Origin of the sequence: Kothea flammea, from assembly GCF_052161645.1 — a bacterium.
Taxonomy (GTDB): Bacteria; Planctomycetota; Planctomycetia; order Pirellulales; family Pirellulaceae; genus Laterigemmans.
On the sequence record NZ_CP197414.1, the window covers coordinates 4434593 to 4454253 of the forward strand.

11 protein-coding genes are annotated in these 19661 nt (G+C 54.9%); 7 read left to right on the forward strand and 4 right to left on the reverse strand.

Going from position 1 to position 19661, the window contains the following annotated elements; genetic code table 11:
- Positions 1 to 217 precede the first annotated feature (217 nt).
- Together SH139x_RS16740 and SH139x_RS16745 are read right to left on the reverse strand one after the other, a co-directional pair.
- Complete coding sequence (locus SH139x_RS16740; protein WP_488350917.1) at positions 218 to 2158, reverse strand: OPT family oligopeptide transporter; 1941 nt, start codon at positions 2156 to 2158, stop codon at positions 218 to 220.
- Positions 2159 to 2290: 132 nt separating this feature from the next.
- Positions 2291 to 7156, reverse strand: a complete 4866-nt coding sequence (locus SH139x_RS16745) for a S8 family serine peptidase (protein WP_488350918.1) — start codon at positions 7154 to 7156, stop codon at positions 2291 to 2293.
- Positions 7157 to 7575: 419 nt separating this feature from the next.
- On the opposite strand from SH139x_RS16745, the gene SH139x_RS16750 reads away from it, so the two are divergent.
- Positions 7576 to 9543, forward strand: coding sequence for a M28 family peptidase (locus tag SH139x_RS16750; RefSeq protein ID WP_488350919.1), 1968 nt, complete (start codon positions 7576 to 7578; stop codon positions 9541 to 9543).
- 189 nt (positions 9544 to 9732) lie between these two features.
- Here SH139x_RS16750 and SH139x_RS16755 read toward each other — a convergent pair whose 3' ends face one another.
- On the reverse strand, positions 9733 to 10992 hold the full coding sequence (locus SH139x_RS16755; RefSeq protein ID WP_488350920.1) for a hypothetical protein: 1260 nt from the start codon (positions 10990 to 10992) through the stop codon (positions 9733 to 9735).
- A 418-nt stretch (positions 10993 to 11410) separates the two neighbouring features.
- On the opposite strand from SH139x_RS16755, the gene SH139x_RS16760 reads away from it, so the two are divergent.
- The 5 genes from SH139x_RS16760 (at position 11411) to SH139x_RS16780 (ending at position 17971) form a co-directional block, all read left to right on the forward strand.
- On the forward strand, positions 11411 to 12706 hold the full coding sequence (locus SH139x_RS16760; RefSeq protein ID WP_488350921.1) for a S1C family serine protease: 1296 nt from the start codon (positions 11411 to 11413) through the stop codon (positions 12704 to 12706).
- Positions 12707 to 12802: 96 nt separating this feature from the next.
- On the forward strand, positions 12803 to 13792 hold the full coding sequence (locus SH139x_RS16765; protein ID WP_488350922.1) for a thiamine-phosphate kinase: 990 nt from the start codon (positions 12803 to 12805) through the stop codon (positions 13790 to 13792).
- Positions 13789 to 14295, forward strand: coding sequence for a tRNA (adenosine(37)-N6)-threonylcarbamoyltransferase complex ATPase subunit type 1 TsaE (tsaE, locus tag SH139x_RS16770; RefSeq protein WP_488350923.1), 507 nt, complete (start codon positions 13789 to 13791; stop codon positions 14293 to 14295). Before SH139x_RS16765 ends, tsaE begins: the two co-directional genes overlap by 4 nt.
- A gap of 8 nt (positions 14296 to 14303) precedes the next feature.
- Positions 14304 to 15452, forward strand: a complete 1149-nt coding sequence (locus SH139x_RS16775) for a phosphotransferase (protein ID WP_488350924.1) — start codon at positions 14304 to 14306, stop codon at positions 15450 to 15452.
- A gap of 74 nt (positions 15453 to 15526) precedes the next feature.
- Positions 15527 to 17971, forward strand: a complete 2445-nt coding sequence (locus SH139x_RS16780) for a cytochrome c biogenesis protein CcdA (RefSeq protein WP_488350925.1) — start codon at positions 15527 to 15529, stop codon at positions 17969 to 17971.
- On the opposite strand, the gene SH139x_RS16785 is transcribed toward SH139x_RS16780, so the two are convergent.
- Complete coding sequence (locus SH139x_RS16785) at positions 17968 to 18747, reverse strand: SDR family NAD(P)-dependent oxidoreductase (protein WP_488350926.1); 780 nt, start codon at positions 18745 to 18747, stop codon at positions 17968 to 17970. The two genes, SH139x_RS16780 and SH139x_RS16785, sit on opposite strands and share 4 nt — an antisense overlap.
- Before the next feature lie 295 nt (positions 18748 to 19042).
- Here SH139x_RS16785 and SH139x_RS16790 point away from each other — a divergent pair, with 295 nt between their 5' ends.
- Complete coding sequence (locus SH139x_RS16790; protein WP_488350927.1) at positions 19043 to 19657, forward strand: pyroglutamyl-peptidase I; 615 nt, start codon at positions 19043 to 19045, stop codon at positions 19655 to 19657.
- Positions 19658 to 19661: the final 4 nt, after the last annotated feature.

Consider the following 19661-nt stretch of genomic DNA (forward strand, 5'->3'; position numbering starts at 1 on the left):
GTAGCGATGGTTGTTAAGGTGGATAGTGCATGTCGATAAACTAGCCCCTGTTCGCTACCATGACAAGCTTGACTTGTGATCCGCATAGCTGGGTTATCTAGGAAGCATGCGAGATTGGTATCGATGTTACCCTCGCCTGCCTACAAAGGCGAAGAAACCGCCATAAGACATGAGAATATTAATCTTGTTATTATTGCCAAATCTGCGGCAAATCAAATCAAACTTGCCGTTTAGGCTTACAGAATATCTGAAAAGCGATAACGGCAGCCACCGCGGCGGCTACGGAGAACAGAAACTGGACACTATCAGAGATTGGCAAATTTAATGAGCTGATCCCAACAGCGGCGAATAAGGCAATCCCCACCGCCGTTAACGCCTCACCGGCAATCACGCCGGATGAAAATAGGATACCGCCACGTACGGTATCTTCATGCTTTTCGGCGGGTATTTTTCGCGTGTGCCAATAGGAAAGCAAACCACCGATTAGGATCGGCGTAGCCAAGCCAAAAGGCAAGTACATACCCACCGCGATCGGCATTAAGTAGAGACGAAAGCTCGCTTGGCGAACCTTCAAGATGGTATCAGCGATCAAGATTACCGCGCCCACGCCAACCCCGATTCCAATCAAGTCCCAAGGCAATTCTCCTTCACCAGAGAAACCTCGGGCCAACTGGGCGAACAAATTAGCTTGTGGGGCGGGAAGCTCTCGGCCACCAATTCCACCCTCGGTGTTGTTGTGCAACAGATTCAAGATTGGTGCCATCACGAACGCCGCCACGAAGACGCCGGCGATCTGCATCAGTTGCTGACGGTGTGGCGCGGCACCGACGATTGATCCGGTTTTTAGGTCGTTGCAAACATCACCACTGGTGCAAGCGACGCAGCAGACCACTGCGGCGATTCCCAGCGTTGCCACCATCGCCTCCATACCTTCATAGCCGAACAACCAAAGTAAACCTCCCGACACCAGCACGGCGGTAATCGTCATGCCAGATACGGGGCTGTTCGAGTTGCCCACAAGTCCCACGATGTAGCTGGCCACCGCGGTGAAGAAGAAGCCCATCAGCAACATCACGCTGGTTGACAGGGCGCTGATGCCAATCTGCTCGGTGAAATGATAATTCACCAATGCCAACAAGGCTGTACACGCGATGCCTAGGGCCAAAATCAGTAGCGAGGGAATATCGCGCTGTTGGTCATCTTCTTGCCGCTTCGTACCGCGGAGGCCGCTCCACAATTCGGAAACGGCGGCTAACAACCCGGCCCGCACCGAGATCAACGAGCTGAAGCCGCCCAGAACCATCGCACCGACACCGACAAAACGAACTTGCTCGCTCCAGATCTTATAAGCCTGATCGACTGCAGGCTCATCCCCCGCCGCGGTGCCGAAAAGAGGTATTCCGATCAACCAAGCCAACGAGCCACCGATGAAAATCAGCAAGGCCACATTCAACCGCACGATGTATCCCACCGCCACCAGCATGGGCGAAAGGTCACCACCGAAATACAGCACCTTGGTGCCCACGATGCGGGCCCCCTCCAACGATCCTGAAATCAAACCGAGAAAGCCACCAACCACTTTGAAAGCAGCTCCCAGCAACCCTCCGAAAAACAGTTTCACACCCTCACCACCGGAATCGGTTTCCAGCGAGTCGCCCGCGTTTCGACTGGCGTCTCCCGCTTGCAGCACCGCTGCGCAAGCCACCCCTTCGGGATAAGCTAGGTCCTTGTTGCCAACGACGAACACTCGTCGCATGGGGATCATAAACAAGATTCCCAGCAAGCCGCCCGTAAAGGCCACGATCGTGACGGTCCAGAAATCGAAAGCATCCCAAAACCCGATGATGATCAGAGCTGGCATCGTAAAAATAATACCGGCCGCCAGTGACTCACCGGCCGAAGCACAAGTCTGTACTTGATTGGCTTCGCGGATGGTCGAATTGCGAAACAACATTCGAAACAACAGCATCGCCATCACGGCGGCCGGAATCGAAGCCGACACGGTCATGCCAGCTTTCAGTCCGACGTAAACGTTAGCCGCTCCCATCACCATCGATAGCAATAAGCCGAGCACGAGCACCCGCGGAGTCAATTCTCGATCGGGCTGATCCAAAACCTGCACGCGTTTCGGCTCTGAAGAATCTGAGGAGACAGACATGCAACTGCTTTGTTGGTAGAAAACTTGGGATTCCATCAAAAAACTACCACAGCCCGCCGAGCTGTGGTAGTTGAGTGTTTGAACGGTCCTCCAAATTTTCAGCGACTCACTGCTTTCCGCAATTCAGCCCACCTACTCGAAGTCGAGTTCCGTGCCGAATCGCTGCCGGAAGGCAAGGAAATCAACCAGGTTAATCACCTCATCATCATTAAAGTCGACCGGATCGAAGTAATTCACGTCACCTGCCGCAGAGTTGAATGCCTGACGGAATCGCAAGAAATCTGACAAATCGACAACGCGATCGCCTGTGGTGTCGCCAAAATGGCGGAAGAAACCATCGGCCGCTTCGGCACCAAACACCAGGTCACCTCCTGGCGTACCATCGCGGTCACCGTCCAGATCGTTGCCAAGCGAATCGCGGATCTGATCCGCCACCACCCGCAGTTCGTAGTTGCCATCAACTAACGAATTATTGACGAAAAACTCACCAGCGAAACTCAACGTGGCTACGGTACGGTTCTCAGCATCCTGCATCGTGGTAAAGCTAACCTCGACCGAACCGCCATCCACACCACGCTTGGTGACTTCAAACGCGTTCGGATCGATAGCAACCGCCGAATCAAAGATGACAGTAACCTGTTCAACGCGACTTCGCTGCGACCCGGTACCGACGATGATCGTTTCAACTTCACCGCGGTTAATCACATCAATCTTTAGTTCTTCGGTCACAGTGTCGCCAAAGCTGTCCGTCGATTGCACACGGATTAGGTATGAATCTTGTGCCTCGAAATCGATCTCTTCGCCCTGATTGAGGAAAAGTTGATCACCAACAATGGTAAAGGTCCCGTTATCGACATCCCCTTTACCACTGACTAACTCATATACATGCTCATCCAAACCATCCGCATCATCGGTTGAAAGTGAACCGATCAGCAACGGTTCCGCGGAGGTGTCCGTGTTCTCGAAGACAACATTGGGAGCTAACAAAATACCAGCGGGGACATTGTTGACCCACTCGGAGGTCTGCACGATGTAGTTACCTTCGCCTGACTCCGCCCGCACGGCAACTCGATAAGTGCCGTCAGCCGGCGCGATGAAGCGAATCAGACCGTTCTTCCCATCCGCCGCAGAACCGCTGTCTTCGACAAGCAAATTATCCTTAGAATCGTAGATTTCCATTCTAGGGTCGAGCAAATTACTCATTTGCATACCGGAGGCATCATAAGGAGTCATTGTTTCCAGAATTACTCGGTCGTCGACCGTCATTTCAAATTCATAGAAGTCGACCGGATCAGGATCCGCTGACAGTTCATCGGCCAGCGCGCCGATGGCACCCGTAACGGGCGACAGTTTCCGTAACTCCGGCGAGCCGACATCGTTGTCTTCCGTGTCAAAGACCCCAGAGCGAGTCACCAACAACATGTAATCACCGTAAGCTGTGTCGCTGATCTCAACGCGATAAATACCGGGTGCGGTGACCTGAAAGTTGGGAATACCAATCGTGTAATTCTCAACGTTAATATTAGCCGGGTTGACGCTGCCGGTCGCGTAGAGCAAATCGCCCGGGCCATACAACTCTAACGAAAGGTTCGTGAAGGTGGTGCCATCTAAACCGGCAAGAATAATATCAATTTCCTCGTTGCCAGCGTCCGTCAGATCGAGAGTATAGGAGTCGACCTCCGTCGGCGAGCGGATCTCCAGCACTTCTCCGTCATCAAAAATCACTTGGTTATGACTGAACTGCCCGAAGAACGACTGAGGGTTTACCTGCGCACCGATCGTAGCAGACGCACCGAAGTTTAGCGTCTCGGTGCCGAAGGTAATGTCATTATAAACATAACGGACCCTTAACTCACTTCCGTCGTCCGGATAAATCTGCGCTTGAAAAGTAACGCCTTCACCCGTGGGCAAGTTGAAATGCATACGATCTTGCCACTGGACAATCAACGTGGGAACGTCATCAATAACAACCTCTTCCCAATAGACGTTGCCAGTACTGTCAGTTAGGTCATCCCAGAAAGGTGCCAAGAAAGTATTTAGCGAATTGGTGGGTATGCGGCTGTTGACATAGTTGGGAATACCGGTGGTCCCAGAAACAATCACCCCGTTGTTGCTGATTCGCACATCGCCCGCCGGCATCAAACTATTGCCGATCGTGGTTGTAATTTGGGCTACGCCATCATCCACTAAATCGAGCGGAGTTCCCGTTTCGGAAATATCGACGAAGAAATTCGGGGCCTCATCAATCAAAAGATTGAATTCCAGGGGTTGCTCCTCGAGCGTCCCCAAGACGGCAAAGCGTGATGGGACCGTTCCAAAAACCGACCTGTCCAAAGCACGTGGTGCCGCAATCGAAGTGTCTCCATCCCAAGCTTCGATGATGGTGGCCGAATAGAGGTCGATGATAACGTCCGTTTCCAAATCGGCTGTCACTCGCAACGAGTGGATGCCTGCTTCGGGTAGGACGAAATCATCGAGCCGGATACTAGCCCCTGCCCCTGGGGAGAACCAAGGTCCAGCGATCGAATCACCAACCTCATCAAACAGTTCTAATCGTAACGTCGCGTCCTGATTGCTGAGTTCGGCTAGAAAACTGATTGGCATGCCCTGCTGTCCCTCGAATGTGAGGAATTTCAGGTCCAAGTCATTTTCAACCTCGATGAGGTTATTTAACGACCTGGCTACCAACGATCCCTTGGGGGCGAGAAAATCCCACGTCTCCGCGGGAAAGACGCCGGGAACGTCGTCATTGATGATGGTTCCCACCACGGCGTCAAATGGCACGCGTGCGTTAACCGGGTCTGTCAAAGCCAACCAAAAACTCTCATCTGGCTCCTCGACCGTGTCGTTTATCAGTTGAACCGGCACAACGACGCTGGTCGAACCAGCGGGGATCGTGAACTGCACCGAGTCCATCGCCACATAGTCTTGGTCAAAAATACCGAACGATTGAGCGGTATCATCCATGGTATCTACGGCGAAAGTAATATCCTCCGAGATTGGCGCTGGAATCGATACTAGAAAATCCATGAAGGTACGATTTTCGGGCACCGATACATCCGCCACCGACAGCAAAGGTACGTCGGATTGAATTTCACGGCCATACAAGGTCACCTGGATCTCATCCACATCGCCTTCAAAAACAGCCAACTGATCGGAGATGTTCAGCGACCAATCCCCAAACGTCCATTCATCCCAGTGCCTCGCCGAAGTGAGCGGATTGTTGAAGGTGAATTCGGCCGCATCATTCAAGCGCAAGTCGGTTAGCTGCGAAGTTGTTCCCGCCGGGCTGGTGAGATTTAGGACAAGATCGCCCGACCATTCGTGCGTGGTCGCCAGTTTGACTTCAACGTACTCCAACTGGAAATTCACGGGCACTTTAAAGTCCACATTCACGCCGACAGCATCATCGTCGGGAATCGCCAAGTCCGTCGTGATCACACCCGTCGTCCAGCTGACTTCGGGGCCGACGTTTTCCCACGTTTCTGCCAACTCGACCGCCGCCATTGCATCAACGGTGCCGAACCCGTACTTATGATTCACAGGCTTGCCAGCACCGTTCATCTCCCAGTCAATGTCATCTGGGTCGTTTTGACGCGCCGAATTTACCAAGACGTGCTGAACGTCACGATAGGATAGATTTGGGTTCGCCTCGAGCATTAAGGCGACCACGCCAGAAACGAGGGGCGCTGCCGATGAGGTCCCACCAAATTCACTGGTGTAGTCCGTCGTGCTGTATCCTAAGACATCAAAAATATCGGTGGTTGTGATCCCCAGGTTGTCATTGCTCGATGGAGCAACAACCAACAACGGTGCGCCAGGTTCACTATAAGGTGATTGCAAACCATCCGCCCCTACAGCGCCGACCGCGATGGTATGACGTGAGTTCGCGTAGCGATCATAATTAACGTTATCATCGATCTCAGCTCCGTTGCCGCCCGCCCAAACATAAATCACCCCCAGGCCGCCACGCCCATTGAGGACCCCATTTTCCAGGGCTGCTGCGGCTAATGGTCCCGGCTGACCGATCGCATTTAATTGACCCGAATCGACCGGCCCCCAGCTGTTGTTGTAGATGTCGACGTCGCTCAAAGCATGATTCAATGCCGTCGCGTCTTGCAAATCGGAGGTGGAGGCACCGAGCAGGCGAACAAAAGCCAAATCGCTCAACGGCGCAGCGCCAGTGACTCCGATCGAATTGTTATGCGAGGCAGCAATCACCCCGGCGACGGCCGTTCCATGTGGTTCGGAGAATGGGTTGGCAAAAGGGTCGGGCTCATTATCGTTGTAGTCAAAGCTCAAGTCCGGTCGATACCGATCTTCCAAATCGGGATGCGTATATTCAAGCCCGTCATCAATCACCGAAACGACAATGCCAGAACCCAAGTAGTCTGCCCATACGGGCGTGACATTGGCATCTTCCCCAGCCACCGTGAAGGCCTGTGAACCATCGTTCAACAGATGCCACTGCTCGGGGAACAACGCATCATTCGGCAAAGAGCGAGTGGTGAGTTGCCTAGCGATCAGCGGATAGGCCAACTCAAGCGGTTCGGCGAGACCGAGGTGTTGCTGGGCTTCCACAGCGCTGAAGGCTTGTTGGAACCTCACCAGGAAAGCATCTTGGATCAGTGGCGCGGCTTCAATCGAAGTCACCACGGAAGGACCGTATTGGTCAGCCGTATCGAGCTCCTCAGACCAGCTCAACAACCAATGGTCATGCGTAGCTACAAGCTGCGGTTGGCTGCGGGCCGCCTCAAGCCAAGCCTTCGTTCGCTGAGGCGTGCTCAGATCAATATCAGCCGCTACCTCCGTATTCGTGGCCGAACTCAACGTCTCGACTGCTTGCAAGCCAGTCAAATCTGCCGCTAGCAACTGGCGTTGAACTAGCTGTTCCAAGCGAGCCCGTCGTTGCTTGGCCGAACTTGAGTGACTCGGCCGCACCCAGAGAGCTCGCGACTTTTCCCCACGAAAACGTCGGATCAAGGAATAACCTGTCATGATAATCGCTTAAAATTTCGAAAAAAATTCGGCCCCCGGAAAAGGGGTAATCAACTTGAAACTTTAATCCGGCCCTAAATTGGGTTCAACCATTGGGACCGTAACAACCCTAATATTCGCACAATATTACTCCAAAATAGGAAAATTTCTCTCTGGCTGGCGAACCAATTCACGGGCCGTCACAATGGGCAAAATGCGTCGTGTTGATTCGAGCGCTCGCAACCGCTCCAGCGACCGCAATCGTTTTTGTTGGGACAACGGGGAACCGCGACTCTTTGAGCCTCTCGTTATTCGCTCGCTAACTTGATGGCATCTCCACAGCTAAGCGGTCATAATGCCGACCGGTGAAGTTCGAGCAGGAGCTGACCCCCGCCTCGCTCGCGCACTTCAAGTCCAAACTTCTTTATTGCCTAAGCATCATGGTGCGCCGTATGAAACGCCTCTTTTACTGTCTGTTGTCGATCTACGTGGGGGTGGCCTGCTACACGGGGATGTCAGGCACGCGAGCCTATTCGCAAACGCCCGAGGAATTTCTTGACACCGACGTGGTCGAGGCCATCAAGGCTGAGGGACTGGAAAATTCCAAAGTCATGGAAACGATCAGTTACCTAACGGACGTTCACGGCCCGAGGTTAACTGGTTCTCCGTACTCGAAAGTAGCCGCCGAGTGGACGCTTGCCCAGCTGGCGGAATGGGGGATTGAAAACCCGCGTCTGGAAGATTGGGGACCATTCGGTAGAGGTTGGACCCTGCAGCGCGCTTCATTCGACCTGCTCGAACCGACGTACGCGCCGCTGATTGCACACACCAAAGCGTGGTCCCCAAGCACGGCTCGCACGGTGCGCAGCGTTCCGATCTACATGGATGTCCAGAGCGAGGAGGACCTGGAAAAGTACCGTGGCAAGTTAGGACGCGCGATCGTGTTAATCAGCCCGCCGCGAGACTTGGAAGCGCACTTCGAACCACCGGCGGTTCGGAAAACTGCTGAAGACCTGCTGAGATTGGCCAACGCCAAACCACCAGCCGCTCGCAGAAACACACCCTCACGTCCAACTCGCCCGCCTGCTGAAGAAAAGCCTGCTGAAGCAAAACCGACTGAAGCAAAACCGACTGAAGCAAAACCGACTGAAGCAAAACCGACTGAAGCAAAACCGACTGAAGCAAAACCGACTGAAGCAAAACCGACTGAAGCAAAACCGACTGAAGCAAAACCAGCTGAAGCAAAACCAGCTGAAGCACCAACCACCACGCTGCGACGCTCATCGAGCGATCCCAGAAACGCTCGGCGGCTCCAAGCCGAAAAATGGGACTTGGCTTATTCTGAAGGTGCTGCAGTTGTGCTCGAACCGGGGCGTGGTGATGGTGGGAACGTGTTTGTTTCGGCAGTCACAATGCCCAGGCTGAGCGAGGATACCGGTGCGGTGCGAAATCCATTCAGTCGGGGGCCGCGTCCCTGGAATGTGGAAGCGACCACGATTTTACCCCAAGCCGTGATGGCTGCGGAGCATTACAACCGCCTGGTGCGAATGATTCAAAAAGGATTCGCACCAACCGTCGAAGTCGACATCCTCACACAGTACTACGAAGACGATCAAAACACGTTTAATATCATCGCTGAGATCCCCGGGACTGACCTAACAGATGAAATTGTGATGCTGGGCGGTCACTTTGATTCTTGGCAAGCTGGCACCGGTGCCACCGACAATGCGGTCGGCTGCGGAGTCGCAATGGAAGCGATGCGGATTCTGAAAGCCATCGAAGTGCAGCCACGCAGAACGATTCGCCTAGCGCTGTGGACTGGGGAAGAGCAAGGTCTGCTGGGCTCGCGCGCATACGTTAGAGAGCATTTCGGAGAGATTGTTTATGAGGAGTCCGAGGAAACAGAGGGGCGGCGTCAACGGTCGAACCCGACATTTCATTTGAAGCCCGAGCAGGGACGCGTTTCCGCCTATTACAATCTAGATAATGGCACCGGTGCGATCCGTGGTATCTACCTGCAAGGAAATGAACAGCTAAGGTCGATCTTCAGGACTTGGCTTTCACCGTTCGCGGAGATGGGAGCATCCACCGTGTCTGCTGGCAACACCGGCGGCACCGATCACCAATCCTTCGACTCAATAGGCATTCCAGGATTTCAATTTATCCAAGATGAAGTCGAGTATGACACTCGTACTCACCATTCGAGCATGGATGTTTACGAACGGGTACAAGAAGAAGATGTCAAACAGGCCTCGATTATTATGGCGACTTTCGTCTATCACACGGCGATGCGTGATGAGATGTTGCCCCGCAAACCGTTGCCGGGACCAACGGTCAACGTCTCTACAGAAAAGGAGCAACCCAACCAACCGGTCTTGGAGCAAACGGGCACGGCCAACTCTGAATAATTCGCTCTGATTGCGTGCCCCCTTTGGTTCGTCACCAGCGCATGCTGGTGTACCGGCTTTAGCCGGCCAGTTCCTGCGCCGAATCGCCTAAATGCTAGACACCAGCGCACGCAATGCATCAAAGCGGCTTTGCCTCTTTAATGCATTGCGGTAAAGCAAGCGATTGGGGACAATCACTCTACATTGGCATTAGCGTTGCTGGATTGGTTGCTCGGCCCGGGCTACGCGATGCAGTGAATTGCCCCAACGTCTTAGGCTATCAGCGAGGGATTCGAGTTCACCGGCTGCCGAATGCAAAACGGCCGCCGCCATCGTCAATTCGCTGACTTGAAATTGTGGCTGCGGAGCGGCCGGCAGAGGTGCTTGCGGTGTTAAGGAATGCGTCAAGATCGGCAAGGCGGGACGAGCCCAATCTGCCACCGAAGTCACCGCTTCAGTTGACAACTCGGCCAACTGCTCGCCCCACAACCTGGCATCAAGCCACGGTCGCAGGGGGCCGTTGTTGGCCAACCAACGCTCGCCCGTCCATACTAACGAATCGATCCAACAGGTTACAGGCACATGGAGTTCCGCCACCACATGCTGCTCGACAGGCGGCGTTTCGCTGGCAACTGGAGCGGATGCCAACTGACACGACTTTGGCACGCGAACTCCGAGCAAATCAATCCGCACCACTGGCGGCTGGGTGTAATCGTAAGCGCGATATTCTTCTTGCAACAACGTGATCGTGGGAGACGAACCGACCAGCGGATTGCGCTGCAAACTCGCCGGCGCGGGAACTTCGGGGGCAGCTGGCACGACGACCAAGTCGTTGGTTGCTGAAATGCGTGCTTTCGGCCCGCTGCTGTACTCAGGCATGCAGTCGAATTCGAACCCGCAACGGTAATCTAACTCACAACTGTATTCGGGCTCACAACTGTATTCGGGCTCAGCAATATATTCAGGCGCGCAGCTGTATAGAGGCAAACCGCTTGATTGCGGCAAGTCGGCGGGATGTGACTCTGTAGCCAGTGGCCGGTCTGGCAATCCGGGGGCGCGAAAAAGTGCGACTCGCGGATCGCGGTCTACAATTGGGGTTTCGCTGAAATCCGCATCGAGCGGCTCTGCGGCAGCCAATTCAGCGTAGGGGCAGAAGTGCGATTTTGCGGCAATCGAGGGGGGTTCGACCAGCGCTGAATTTACTTTCGCACCAGCCTCCGCAACCTCAGCTTCAATTTCCACAACCTTGTCGACCGTCAGATCTTGCTCGAGCACCAACGTGTGCAAGGGGTCCGAACCAAGGGAGGCCAAGTAGAAGGGACCATCAAGCATGCTGTCAGCAAATCGGCAACGTGCTTCGAGTGCCACCGGGGCCAAGCGAGACTGGCCGATCAACGTTTGGGCGCTGGCCATGGTCGGCGCCGCAATCAGGGCGAACGAAGCGAGCCATTTACATAGTGAACGTGTCATCTGAAGGTCCTCCTGACCCCTTACCGGCAAAAGTTCCGAAGACCGCGGGCGCGGTCGCTGGCAAGGCGGAAATGAATGATGAAGTGAGGTGGGTAAATAATTGACCGGCAGGCCTGGGGGCGTTCCCGATAATTAGAGTGGGAACCAAACCTACCCGCTGGGTTTTCTTATCGGCTGACGCAGTTTGCCCTCGCTACCTTGCCGGTTGGTTAAACATGAATGATTAGCCAATTGGAGGGCGATTAGCCTTACCTTCAGGGTTGATCCGCCTGTGAGGGAAAAACCAATCATGTGAAATGCTTGGTTTGAAATCCATGTTGAGCGCGAGATTTGCAGCGATGTATTCTGTTATTTCAGTTTCGCCTACTTGGCATACCGCCTGTTCCATCCACCAACACGATCACGAGCGAACGAACCAATGAAGTTGCCAGTGACGATCGCCATCCTGTTGTTTATCACCGCCGCCGGATCAGCTGGCGTGACTAGCTATTTGATTTTTCAAACGCTGCCTGCGGCGAACGACTCCGCTGCTGCCACTGGCGGCAATCAACCGGGGAATCGATTAACCACCGATCAACAACCAAAAGAACCTGCCTCAGAACCTGCCTCAGAACCTGCCTCAGAACCTGCCCCATTTTCTGCCGATAAACAGCCATCATCGGCTGGCGGAACCGCTTTAACCTCAACCCCCCTGCCGGATCAGCAACTGGGGATTGATGGCGAGGATTATCTGACGGCGGGCGAAAAACGCAACATTGCGGTTTACCAAAGCAATTATCGTTCGGTTGTCCACATCTCGACCGAAGCAATCCAGATGGACCGTTTTTTTCAGACAGCTTCGCAACAGGAGGGCAGTGGCAGCGGCTCGATATTGGACAAAAGTGGACATGTATTAACGAATTACCATGTGATTGAGGGGGCCGACCGCCTAACGGTGACGATCTTTAATGGTGAACAATTTGAAGCCCAGCTGGTCGGCCAGGATCCCCCCAACGACATGGCCGTCTTAAAAATTGACGCCCCACAAGAACTGCTGTTTCCGGTCGAAATTGGCACATCAAAGGAGCTGGTTGTGGGACAGAGCGTGTATGCAATCGGCAGCCCTTACGGCCTCGAACGGACCATGACAGTGGGTGTTGTCAGCGGTTTGGGACGAAAGATGCCGTCTCACAATCATCGCGTGCTGAAGTCGTTGATCCAGGTCGACGCTGCTTTAAACCGGGGCAATTCGGGAGGACCACTGCTCGACAGCCGGGGGCTCTTGATCGGCATGAACACCGCCATCGCGACCACCACGGGCGGCAACACCGGCGTTGGATTTGCAATTCCGGCCGACACGATCCGCCGTGTCTCGGCACTGCTGATTCGCGATGGCCGCGTAGTGCGGCCCTCGCTCGGTATCGCCGCCTACATTCAGCTCGATGATGGCCTGTTGATTGGTCAAGTCTTGCCGGGCGGGCCGGCCGACAATGCCGGTCTTCGCGGGGTTCGGATCGTCCGGCAGCGAACTTATTTCGGCGAACAACGACGCGTCGACTATGAGTATGCCGACCAAATTTTGGCCGTTGAGGGGAAACCGGTCAGCACCCTGGACGATCTGATGAGCGTGATTGAGACCCTGGCACCGGGCCAGCAAGTGCGATTGTCGGTGCTACGAGTTGGTGAAGCGATTCCGGTCATGATCACTTTAGGGGAGGATGACAACGCGGCTTAATTTCCGCTAAAACATTCGTACTCAAGTCGGCGATTCGAGCAGTTTCTGAATTCGGCAGCTTTTTCCCCACATTACTCTCCGCAAAGCAATCGATCCATGGAACAGAGTTTTATCGCTTGGCTACGGGGGCGGTGCGCATCGCTTCCACAAGTTGAGGTGGGGATCGGTGATGACGCGGCGATCCTGCAACTGCCGACCGCTGGTGAATCATTGGTGGTGTGCACCGATCAAATTGTTGACGGCGTTGATTTCTTGAGCTCCCAGCATGCTGCCGCCGACATTGGCCGCAAGGCAGTCTTGATCAACTTGAGTGACATGGCTGCGATGGCCGCCACCCCCACCACGCTGCTAGTAAATTTATCGTTACCCACATCCGATGCGACGCAGCTTGCGGCTGGCGTCTACGAAGGCATTTTGGCGGTAGCCCACGAATATAATTTGTCGATCAGCGGCGGTGACATCACCGTTTATGATGGCCCCCTGGCGATTGCCGTCACCGTGCTCGGCACAGTTCCTCAGCAGCGACGCTGGCTGCGGAGCGGAGCTAAAGAGGGAGATGCGATCGTGGTCACCGGCGCATTCGGAGGCAGCATCTTGGGCAGACATTTAACTCCCACTCCTCGTCTGCATGCCGCTTTGCAAATTGCCGAAGCGTTCAACGTGCACGCCGCGATCGATGTCAGCGATGGTCTTTCCCTCGATCTTGATCGTCTCTGTGCCGCCAGCGGCGTGGGAGCGGAGTTTGAATTATCAGCGATCCCGCTGCACGCAGACGCCTACCGCTTAGCGGAGCAGGATGGCCAAACAGCGGTCGAACATGCTTGGGGTGACGGCGAGGATTTTGAGTTAATCTTGGCAATCCCACCCACTGAAGTTGACAGGCTGTTGGCGATGAACTTCGATGTGCCGCTGACCCGCTTGGGTACTTTTACCGGGCGGACTGGGCTGTGGGCGCGAAAGCCGCTGGACACTGAATCAGCCGGCAAACCGCAGACGGCGGCCAAAGCCAAGCCAGGCCAGCAGAAGGCATCCAGCCAACTGGAAAGGCTCAGTCCACGCGGCTTTATTCATGGACGCCGCTCGTGAAATCGACTTATACCACATTGGCGAATTGGCAACTCTCCTCACTGGACGATACTGATCGACTGGGGGAATTATTGTTTCGCATGCTTCCCAGCGACAGCTGCGTGGGCTTGGTCGGCACCTTAGGTGCCGGCAAGACCCGGCTGGCCCAAGCCATCATCTCGGCCGCTGGAATTGCCCGTGACGAGATCACCAGCCCAACTTTTTCCTTGATAAAAAGTTATCCGATTGACGAACGCTTGATACATCATTTGGATGCCTATCGCATCGTGGATGATGACGAATTTCTGGAGCTGGGGGTCGATGAATTCATTGGTGCTCAGGATAACCTCAGCTTGATTGAGTGGGCTGATCGAGTCGTCAACGTACTGCCTGAGGAAACGCTCTGGATTGGGCTGGAATGCATCGACTCAACAAACCGCATTATCTGGCTGCAGGGTGAGACTCGACACTGGGGTGAATTGGCTCACCAACTGGTCAGCCAATTTCGGTCACCCAGCAGCTAGTGCGCAACGTGTCCGGCATCACGATCCCAGCGGCAGTTTCCCAGTGGTGGTTCGCACCTGGTGAAATTATAGAGGTTGTCACTATCTCAGGTGGACTCAGTGGATCGCAAGTTTGGCGCGTCGGCTGCGTGGATGGTTCAGTTTGGGCGCTCAAGCGCTGGGGTGCCAGCGTATCGCAACCTCGCTTGGAGTTTATCTTTAAGGTCCTACAGCGGGTTCGAGCGGCACATTTTCCATTGATCCCCGCAGCAAGGTCCCAATATTTTCCTGCGTCGGAAACACGGCAAACAGTAGCGTCAAACAGACGGCACATGGCTGGCTGGATTTGGTTCGACCAGGTTGGCTGGGATTGTTGCCAGTGGGTCGAGGGAACGGAGCTAAAGCCTGATCAGGAACTACTACAACCGGCCGAGCAAGTTGCCCAAGCTGCTGCCGAATTTTCTCAAGCGGCGGAAGCAGGCGAATCAACCAGCTTTTTGGCGAGCGCGCAGGCGAGCGCCCCTTCACCAGCCATTCTCGCGCGCCGGGAGCGTATCGAATGGCTCGACGACACGTTCGCCCGCGTGGGGCCGCCCGACCAAAGGAGATTGATCCTCGGAGAACAGCTGCGGCGGCGACAGTTATCGCCGCTGCTGGAACGCCAAGCCTTGACCGCGTTGCAAGTTTGGCAGTTGGGCTGGATGCGGCAACGTGTTGAGTTGCTGAACCAGTTACGATCTTGGAGCGAAATACTAGTACCTCAGTGCCACGTGTTGGGAGACCTCCATCTTGGCAACTGTCTGTTTCGCGATGGAAACTTAGTGTCGCTGGTTGATTTTGACGCCGTCAGGGTGGACTCCGCCGCAGTCGACTTATCACGCTTGCTCAGCAGCTTAGAATTAATCTATCAAGGGGCCGATTGGCAGCAACGCGAGCCAGAGATTTGGCAGCGTCTGCTGGCGGCTTATGGGGCGATCCGTCCATTCAACCAGCAGGAAGTGGAATTAACCCGCTGTTTGGTCGCCTGCTCGCCACTAATTAACTTGGGAAACTGGGTGCATTGGTTGTTAATCGAGCATCGCGACTTTCCAGGCCCTGAAGCAATGGTATGGCAACGGATGTTTGGCTGGAGCAGGTTGGTTGCTTCACGCCTGAACATCTGGTCCGATATGATATGATTGACCTCAAATTGATGAAAACCCTAAAATTCAGCTGGTTATCCAGTCACTTTAGTCGGAAGGCGTCGAAAGCAATGCTCTCAATTGGTGCTCACAGACCTCCTGCCGCTGGTAGGCGGAAATACCTTGGCAGCCAGCTGTCTGTCTTCATGGTGGCCCTCGCCGCGTTAGTTACCGGCGGCAGTTTGGGGGGCACTCAAGCGTTGGGGCAAGATGCTTTCTTTAATGAATTCAACGCCTTCGACCCCCTCGCTCCGCAAGACGGGTTGAGCAACGACAACCCGATTGGCATCGACACCTCGTTTGAGGTTGCCGAAGGAACCGATCGCGGCCGTTTGAGAGTCACCGCGCGGTTGGCTCCCCAGTGGCACATTTATTCGCTGACTCAGCAGAAGGGTGGCCCGACCAGAACGACGATCAAAGTCTCGGAGCCGGAAGGGGTCAGCTTACTGGGACCGTTCGTTCCAGACCAACAGCCCCATAAAACGATTTCAGATGTCTGGGAAGACTTGCCGGTCGAAGAACACTCCGGCACGGTGACTTGGTCGGCCCCCATCCAATTTGCGGATCCAACGGCTAGCAAGACCGTCGAGATTAAAGTTGATCTAGAAGGCCTCACTTGTCGCACCGATGGCTCATGCGTCCCCTTGGCGGACACTTATCTAGCCAAGTTCGCGGGCACTTACCCGGCTCCCGCCGCATCGGGGACCTATCGCGCGAAGCAAGGTGTTGTCGCTTGGAAAGGATCACTGGTGCCTGGCACAGCGGCACCTGGCGAGCAGGTAAAACTGCAATTGACCGCCACTCCCGATGAAACCTTTCATGTCTACAAAGCGGTCACCAATGCCGAGTTAAACTCCACCAACTTTGTGATGACGCGTCTGGCTGGACTGCGTGCCGAAGCACCGCAGGCTTCAACCGAGCCGATCGTCGATGCCAAGGGGGGCAGCGTTGACCCAGTAGCCTATCATGAAGGTGAAGTGACCTGGACGATTCCCCTCACCATTCCAGCCGATGCCGCTGCTGGCGAATATGAGATTGGCGGTGCGGTGGTCTATCAGGCTTGTACGGATTCCAGTTGCCGCATGCCGCAAGCGTTTGAATTTTCCGGCACGCTGCAAGTTGGTTCAGCGATCAGTGACCAGGCTGAACCATTAGCGTTTGAGAAAGCTTCCTACGGTAAAGTTCTGGAGCTGGCGGGCGAAACCAAATGGGTTAGCAATCCAAACGGCGAGGAGAGCAAAGACGCCAGTAAACTGCAGGGCGGATCTGGGAATCAGGAATCGTCGCTCGGCGTGATTCTCGGCATGGCGTTGATCGGCGGGTTGATCCTCAACCTGATGCCTTGCGTGCTGCCAGTCGTCGGCCTGAAACTGATGGCGTTGGTCGATACGGCTGGTGACGACCAGCGCAAAATCTTCAGTCACAATATGTGGTATTCCTTTGGTCTGTTGAGTGTCTTCTGGCTGTTGGCCGGAATTGCCATTGCCGTGAAGGTTGCCAGCGGCGACTCCTTTTCATGGGGCCAGCAATTTACCTACTGGCAATTCCGCTTAGGCTTAACGTTGCTGGTATTTGCGATGGCGTTGAGCTTTCTGGGAGTCTGGGAAATTCCCTTACCAGGTTTTGCTTCCGGAAAAGCATCGCAACAGTTGCAGAAAAAAGAGGGGCCCGCGGGCGCTTTCTTCAAAGGCATTTTCACCACCTTATTGGCCACCCCATGCAGCGGTCCGTTGCTGGGAGCCGTGTTCGGTTTCACGCTGGCCGCCTCGCCAGTGGTGACTTGGTTAATTTTTACCACAGTCGGATTGGGCATGGCTCTGCCTTACATCATCATCGGCCTGATGCCACACTTGGTTTATTGGCTGCCCAAACCGGGCCCCTGGATGGAGACGCTTAAACAACTAATGGCATTCGTGCTGCTGGGAACCGTGGCCTTCCTGTTTGCCGGGTTCTCCGATCAATACCGAGTCTTCGTGTTTGTCACCCTGATCGGTACTTGGTTTGGATGTTGGTGGATTGGCCAAGTGCCGAACTGGAAACCATTTCACCAGCGGTTCACCGCCTGGACCGGTGGCATTACCACGGCTTTGCTGGTTGGCTTTTTGGCCTTTCGCCTGCTAATCCCCGGCGCTGAGAAAATGCCATGGGAACCATACAGCGAACAACGTTTGGCACAGTTACAAGCAGAGGGTCGTACCGTGATGGTCGATTTTACCGCCAAGTGGTGTGTCAACTGTATTGTCAATTACAATCGCGCGTTGAACACGGAAGAGACAGCTGAGATGTTGGAAGAACTCGGCGCGGTCCCCATGTTGGCTGACTGGACCGATCACAACGATGAGATTCGCGACAAATTGAGCGAGCTCAACAGCAACTCGATACCCGTGTTGGCGATCTACCCAGGTGGCCGGCCCAATGACCCCATCGTGCTCCGCGATTTAGTCAACCAGCAGGAGGTACTCGAAGCACTCAAGCAGGCGGGCCCGTCGGCTAAAGGTTCGGTTGCCAAGCGTTAGCAGTGCATTACGAAGCCGCCGTCCACGTTGATTGTTTGGCCGGTGACTTCGCTGCAGCGGTCGCTCAGCAGAAAGACGATCATGTTGGCCACGTCGCGGGGTTGTTGCCAACGCCCCAGCGGCACGGCGGCCTTAATCTTAGCCCCCGCCCACTCCTCGTAGGACAACCGTTGATCGGCGGCTTGCGAGTCATGCCAAGCTTGCCAGACACTGCGGTTCAGCGGCGTTTGCACCATCCCGGGACAGACGCTATTGACGCGGACCGATGCTGCCGCCAAGTCCTTAGCGAGACACTGGGCAAAGTTAATGTTGGCCGCCTTGGAAGCACTGTAAGGCGGGTCTGTTTGCGACCCGATCTGCCCCGAGATGCTGGCGATAAAAACGATCGCCCCCCGCCCAGCCGTTTGCAGTGCGGGGCCGAAGACATGAGCAACGTTGGTCATCCCCATCACGTTTACCTCGAGTACTTTGCGCCAGTCGTCAGGCTCCAAACGGCTGAAGGGGAAACCAAATTTTCCCGAACCAATGGCTGCCGCGTGCACGAGTCCAACCGGGGTGCCGAAGTCGCTGGCGAGACTCTCATAGGCGGCCGAAACGGAAGGCAAATCGGTGATGTCGACTTGCCAGCTGGCACAGCCGCTATCCGCCGGCGGAGCCTGCAAATCAAAACAGACCGGAATGGCTTTTTCTTCGCTGAGCAGGCGGATGGTGGCCAAACCAATACCGCTGGCACCACCGGTGACGACGATCACCTGACCCTCAAGTCCTAGATCCATGAACGACTCACTCGCGGAAATTATCACGGTTGAAAATAGCGGAAGACACCGACTGGTCAGCCAGCAAACCGGAGCTGAAACTTTTGTACACGCTTGCCAGCTGATAAAAAAGGTGTCAATGCGCGATCGGGACCACACGTTTGCCGATCGGGCAACTATATTCAAGCGGTGGAGATTTCAGCAGCCGCTGGCAATGTGTCATGAGAACTTTATTGAACTCTGCCCCCCCTTACTCATAGCCTGTCTTCTTGTCAACTACTTTTGCTTCCCTTGATTTACTGGCGGATCTAGCTGCATGACCAAAATTTTGCTGACCGCTTTTGCGCCTTACGATCAGTGGCCGGAGAATAGCAGTTGGCTAACTTTGGTGGAATTGACGCGTTGGTTCGATTCCGGCGGGCAAGTCGTCACGCGGCGTTACCCGGTTAATCTGGCCGAGACAACGCATCGGCTCAGCGAAGATTTACTCGCTGGATATGATTTTGCTTTGCACCTTGGGCAGTCGCCGGGGGCTACCGCCATCAAACTGGAATCGACCGGCCTCAACACCACCGACACTGGTGCGCCATTGATTGAAAGTGGGCCGGCCGCTTATCGCTCGAATTTGCCGCTGGAGGCGTGGCTGCAGAAATTATTGGCGGCCGGCATCCCGGCTGAAGTTTCGCACCACGCGGGGACTTATCTTTGCAACGCGATCTTGTTTATGAGTCAGCATCTGATCGCTCAACGGGGGTTACCCACCCGTTGCTGCTTTGTCCATTTGCCGCTGGCCCCCCATCAAGCCGCTCAAGCGGTAGCCGGCCGTCGGCCCCTGGCATCGATGAGTTTGCAGACCATGGCCGCAACGCTGGCGATCCTGTTGGGCGAGCTGCTGCATGGAGTTCCGGCAATACCGGACCAGATGGGCTAACTTT

What these genes read in the sequence shown, in the direction of transcription:
- SH139x_RS16755 (WP_488350920.1), bottom strand. Translation starts at nt 10,992, where the DNA reads ATGACACGTTCACTATGTAAATGGCTCGCTTCGTTCGCCCTGATTGCG.
- SH139x_RS16760 (WP_488350921.1), top strand. Translation starts at nt 11,411, where the DNA reads ATGAAGTTGCCAGTGACGATCGCCATCCTGTTGTTTATCACCGCCGCC.
- SH139x_RS16785 (WP_488350926.1), bottom strand. Translation starts at nt 18,747, where the DNA reads ATGGATCTAGGACTTGAGGGTCAGGTGATCGTCGTCACCGGTGGTGCC.
- SH139x_RS16780 (WP_488350925.1), top strand. Translation starts at nt 15,527, where the DNA reads ATGCTCTCAATTGGTGCTCACAGACCTCCTGCCGCTGGTAGGCGGAAA.
- SH139x_RS16765 (WP_488350922.1), top strand. Translation starts at nt 12,803, where the DNA reads ATGGAACAGAGTTTTATCGCTTGGCTACGGGGGCGGTGCGCATCGCTT.
- SH139x_RS16750 (WP_488350919.1), top strand. Translation starts at nt 7,576, where the DNA reads ATGGTGCGCCGTATGAAACGCCTCTTTTACTGTCTGTTGTCGATCTAC.
- SH139x_RS16740 (WP_488350917.1), bottom strand. Translation starts at nt 2,158, where the DNA reads ATGTCTGTCTCCTCAGATTCTTCAGAGCCGAAACGCGTGCAGGTTTTG.
- SH139x_RS16790 (WP_488350927.1), top strand. Translation starts at nt 19,043, where the DNA reads ATGACCAAAATTTTGCTGACCGCTTTTGCGCCTTACGATCAGTGGCCG.
- SH139x_RS16745 (WP_488350918.1), bottom strand. Translation starts at nt 7,156, where the DNA reads ATGACAGGTTATTCCTTGATCCGACGTTTTCGTGGGGAAAAGTCGCGA.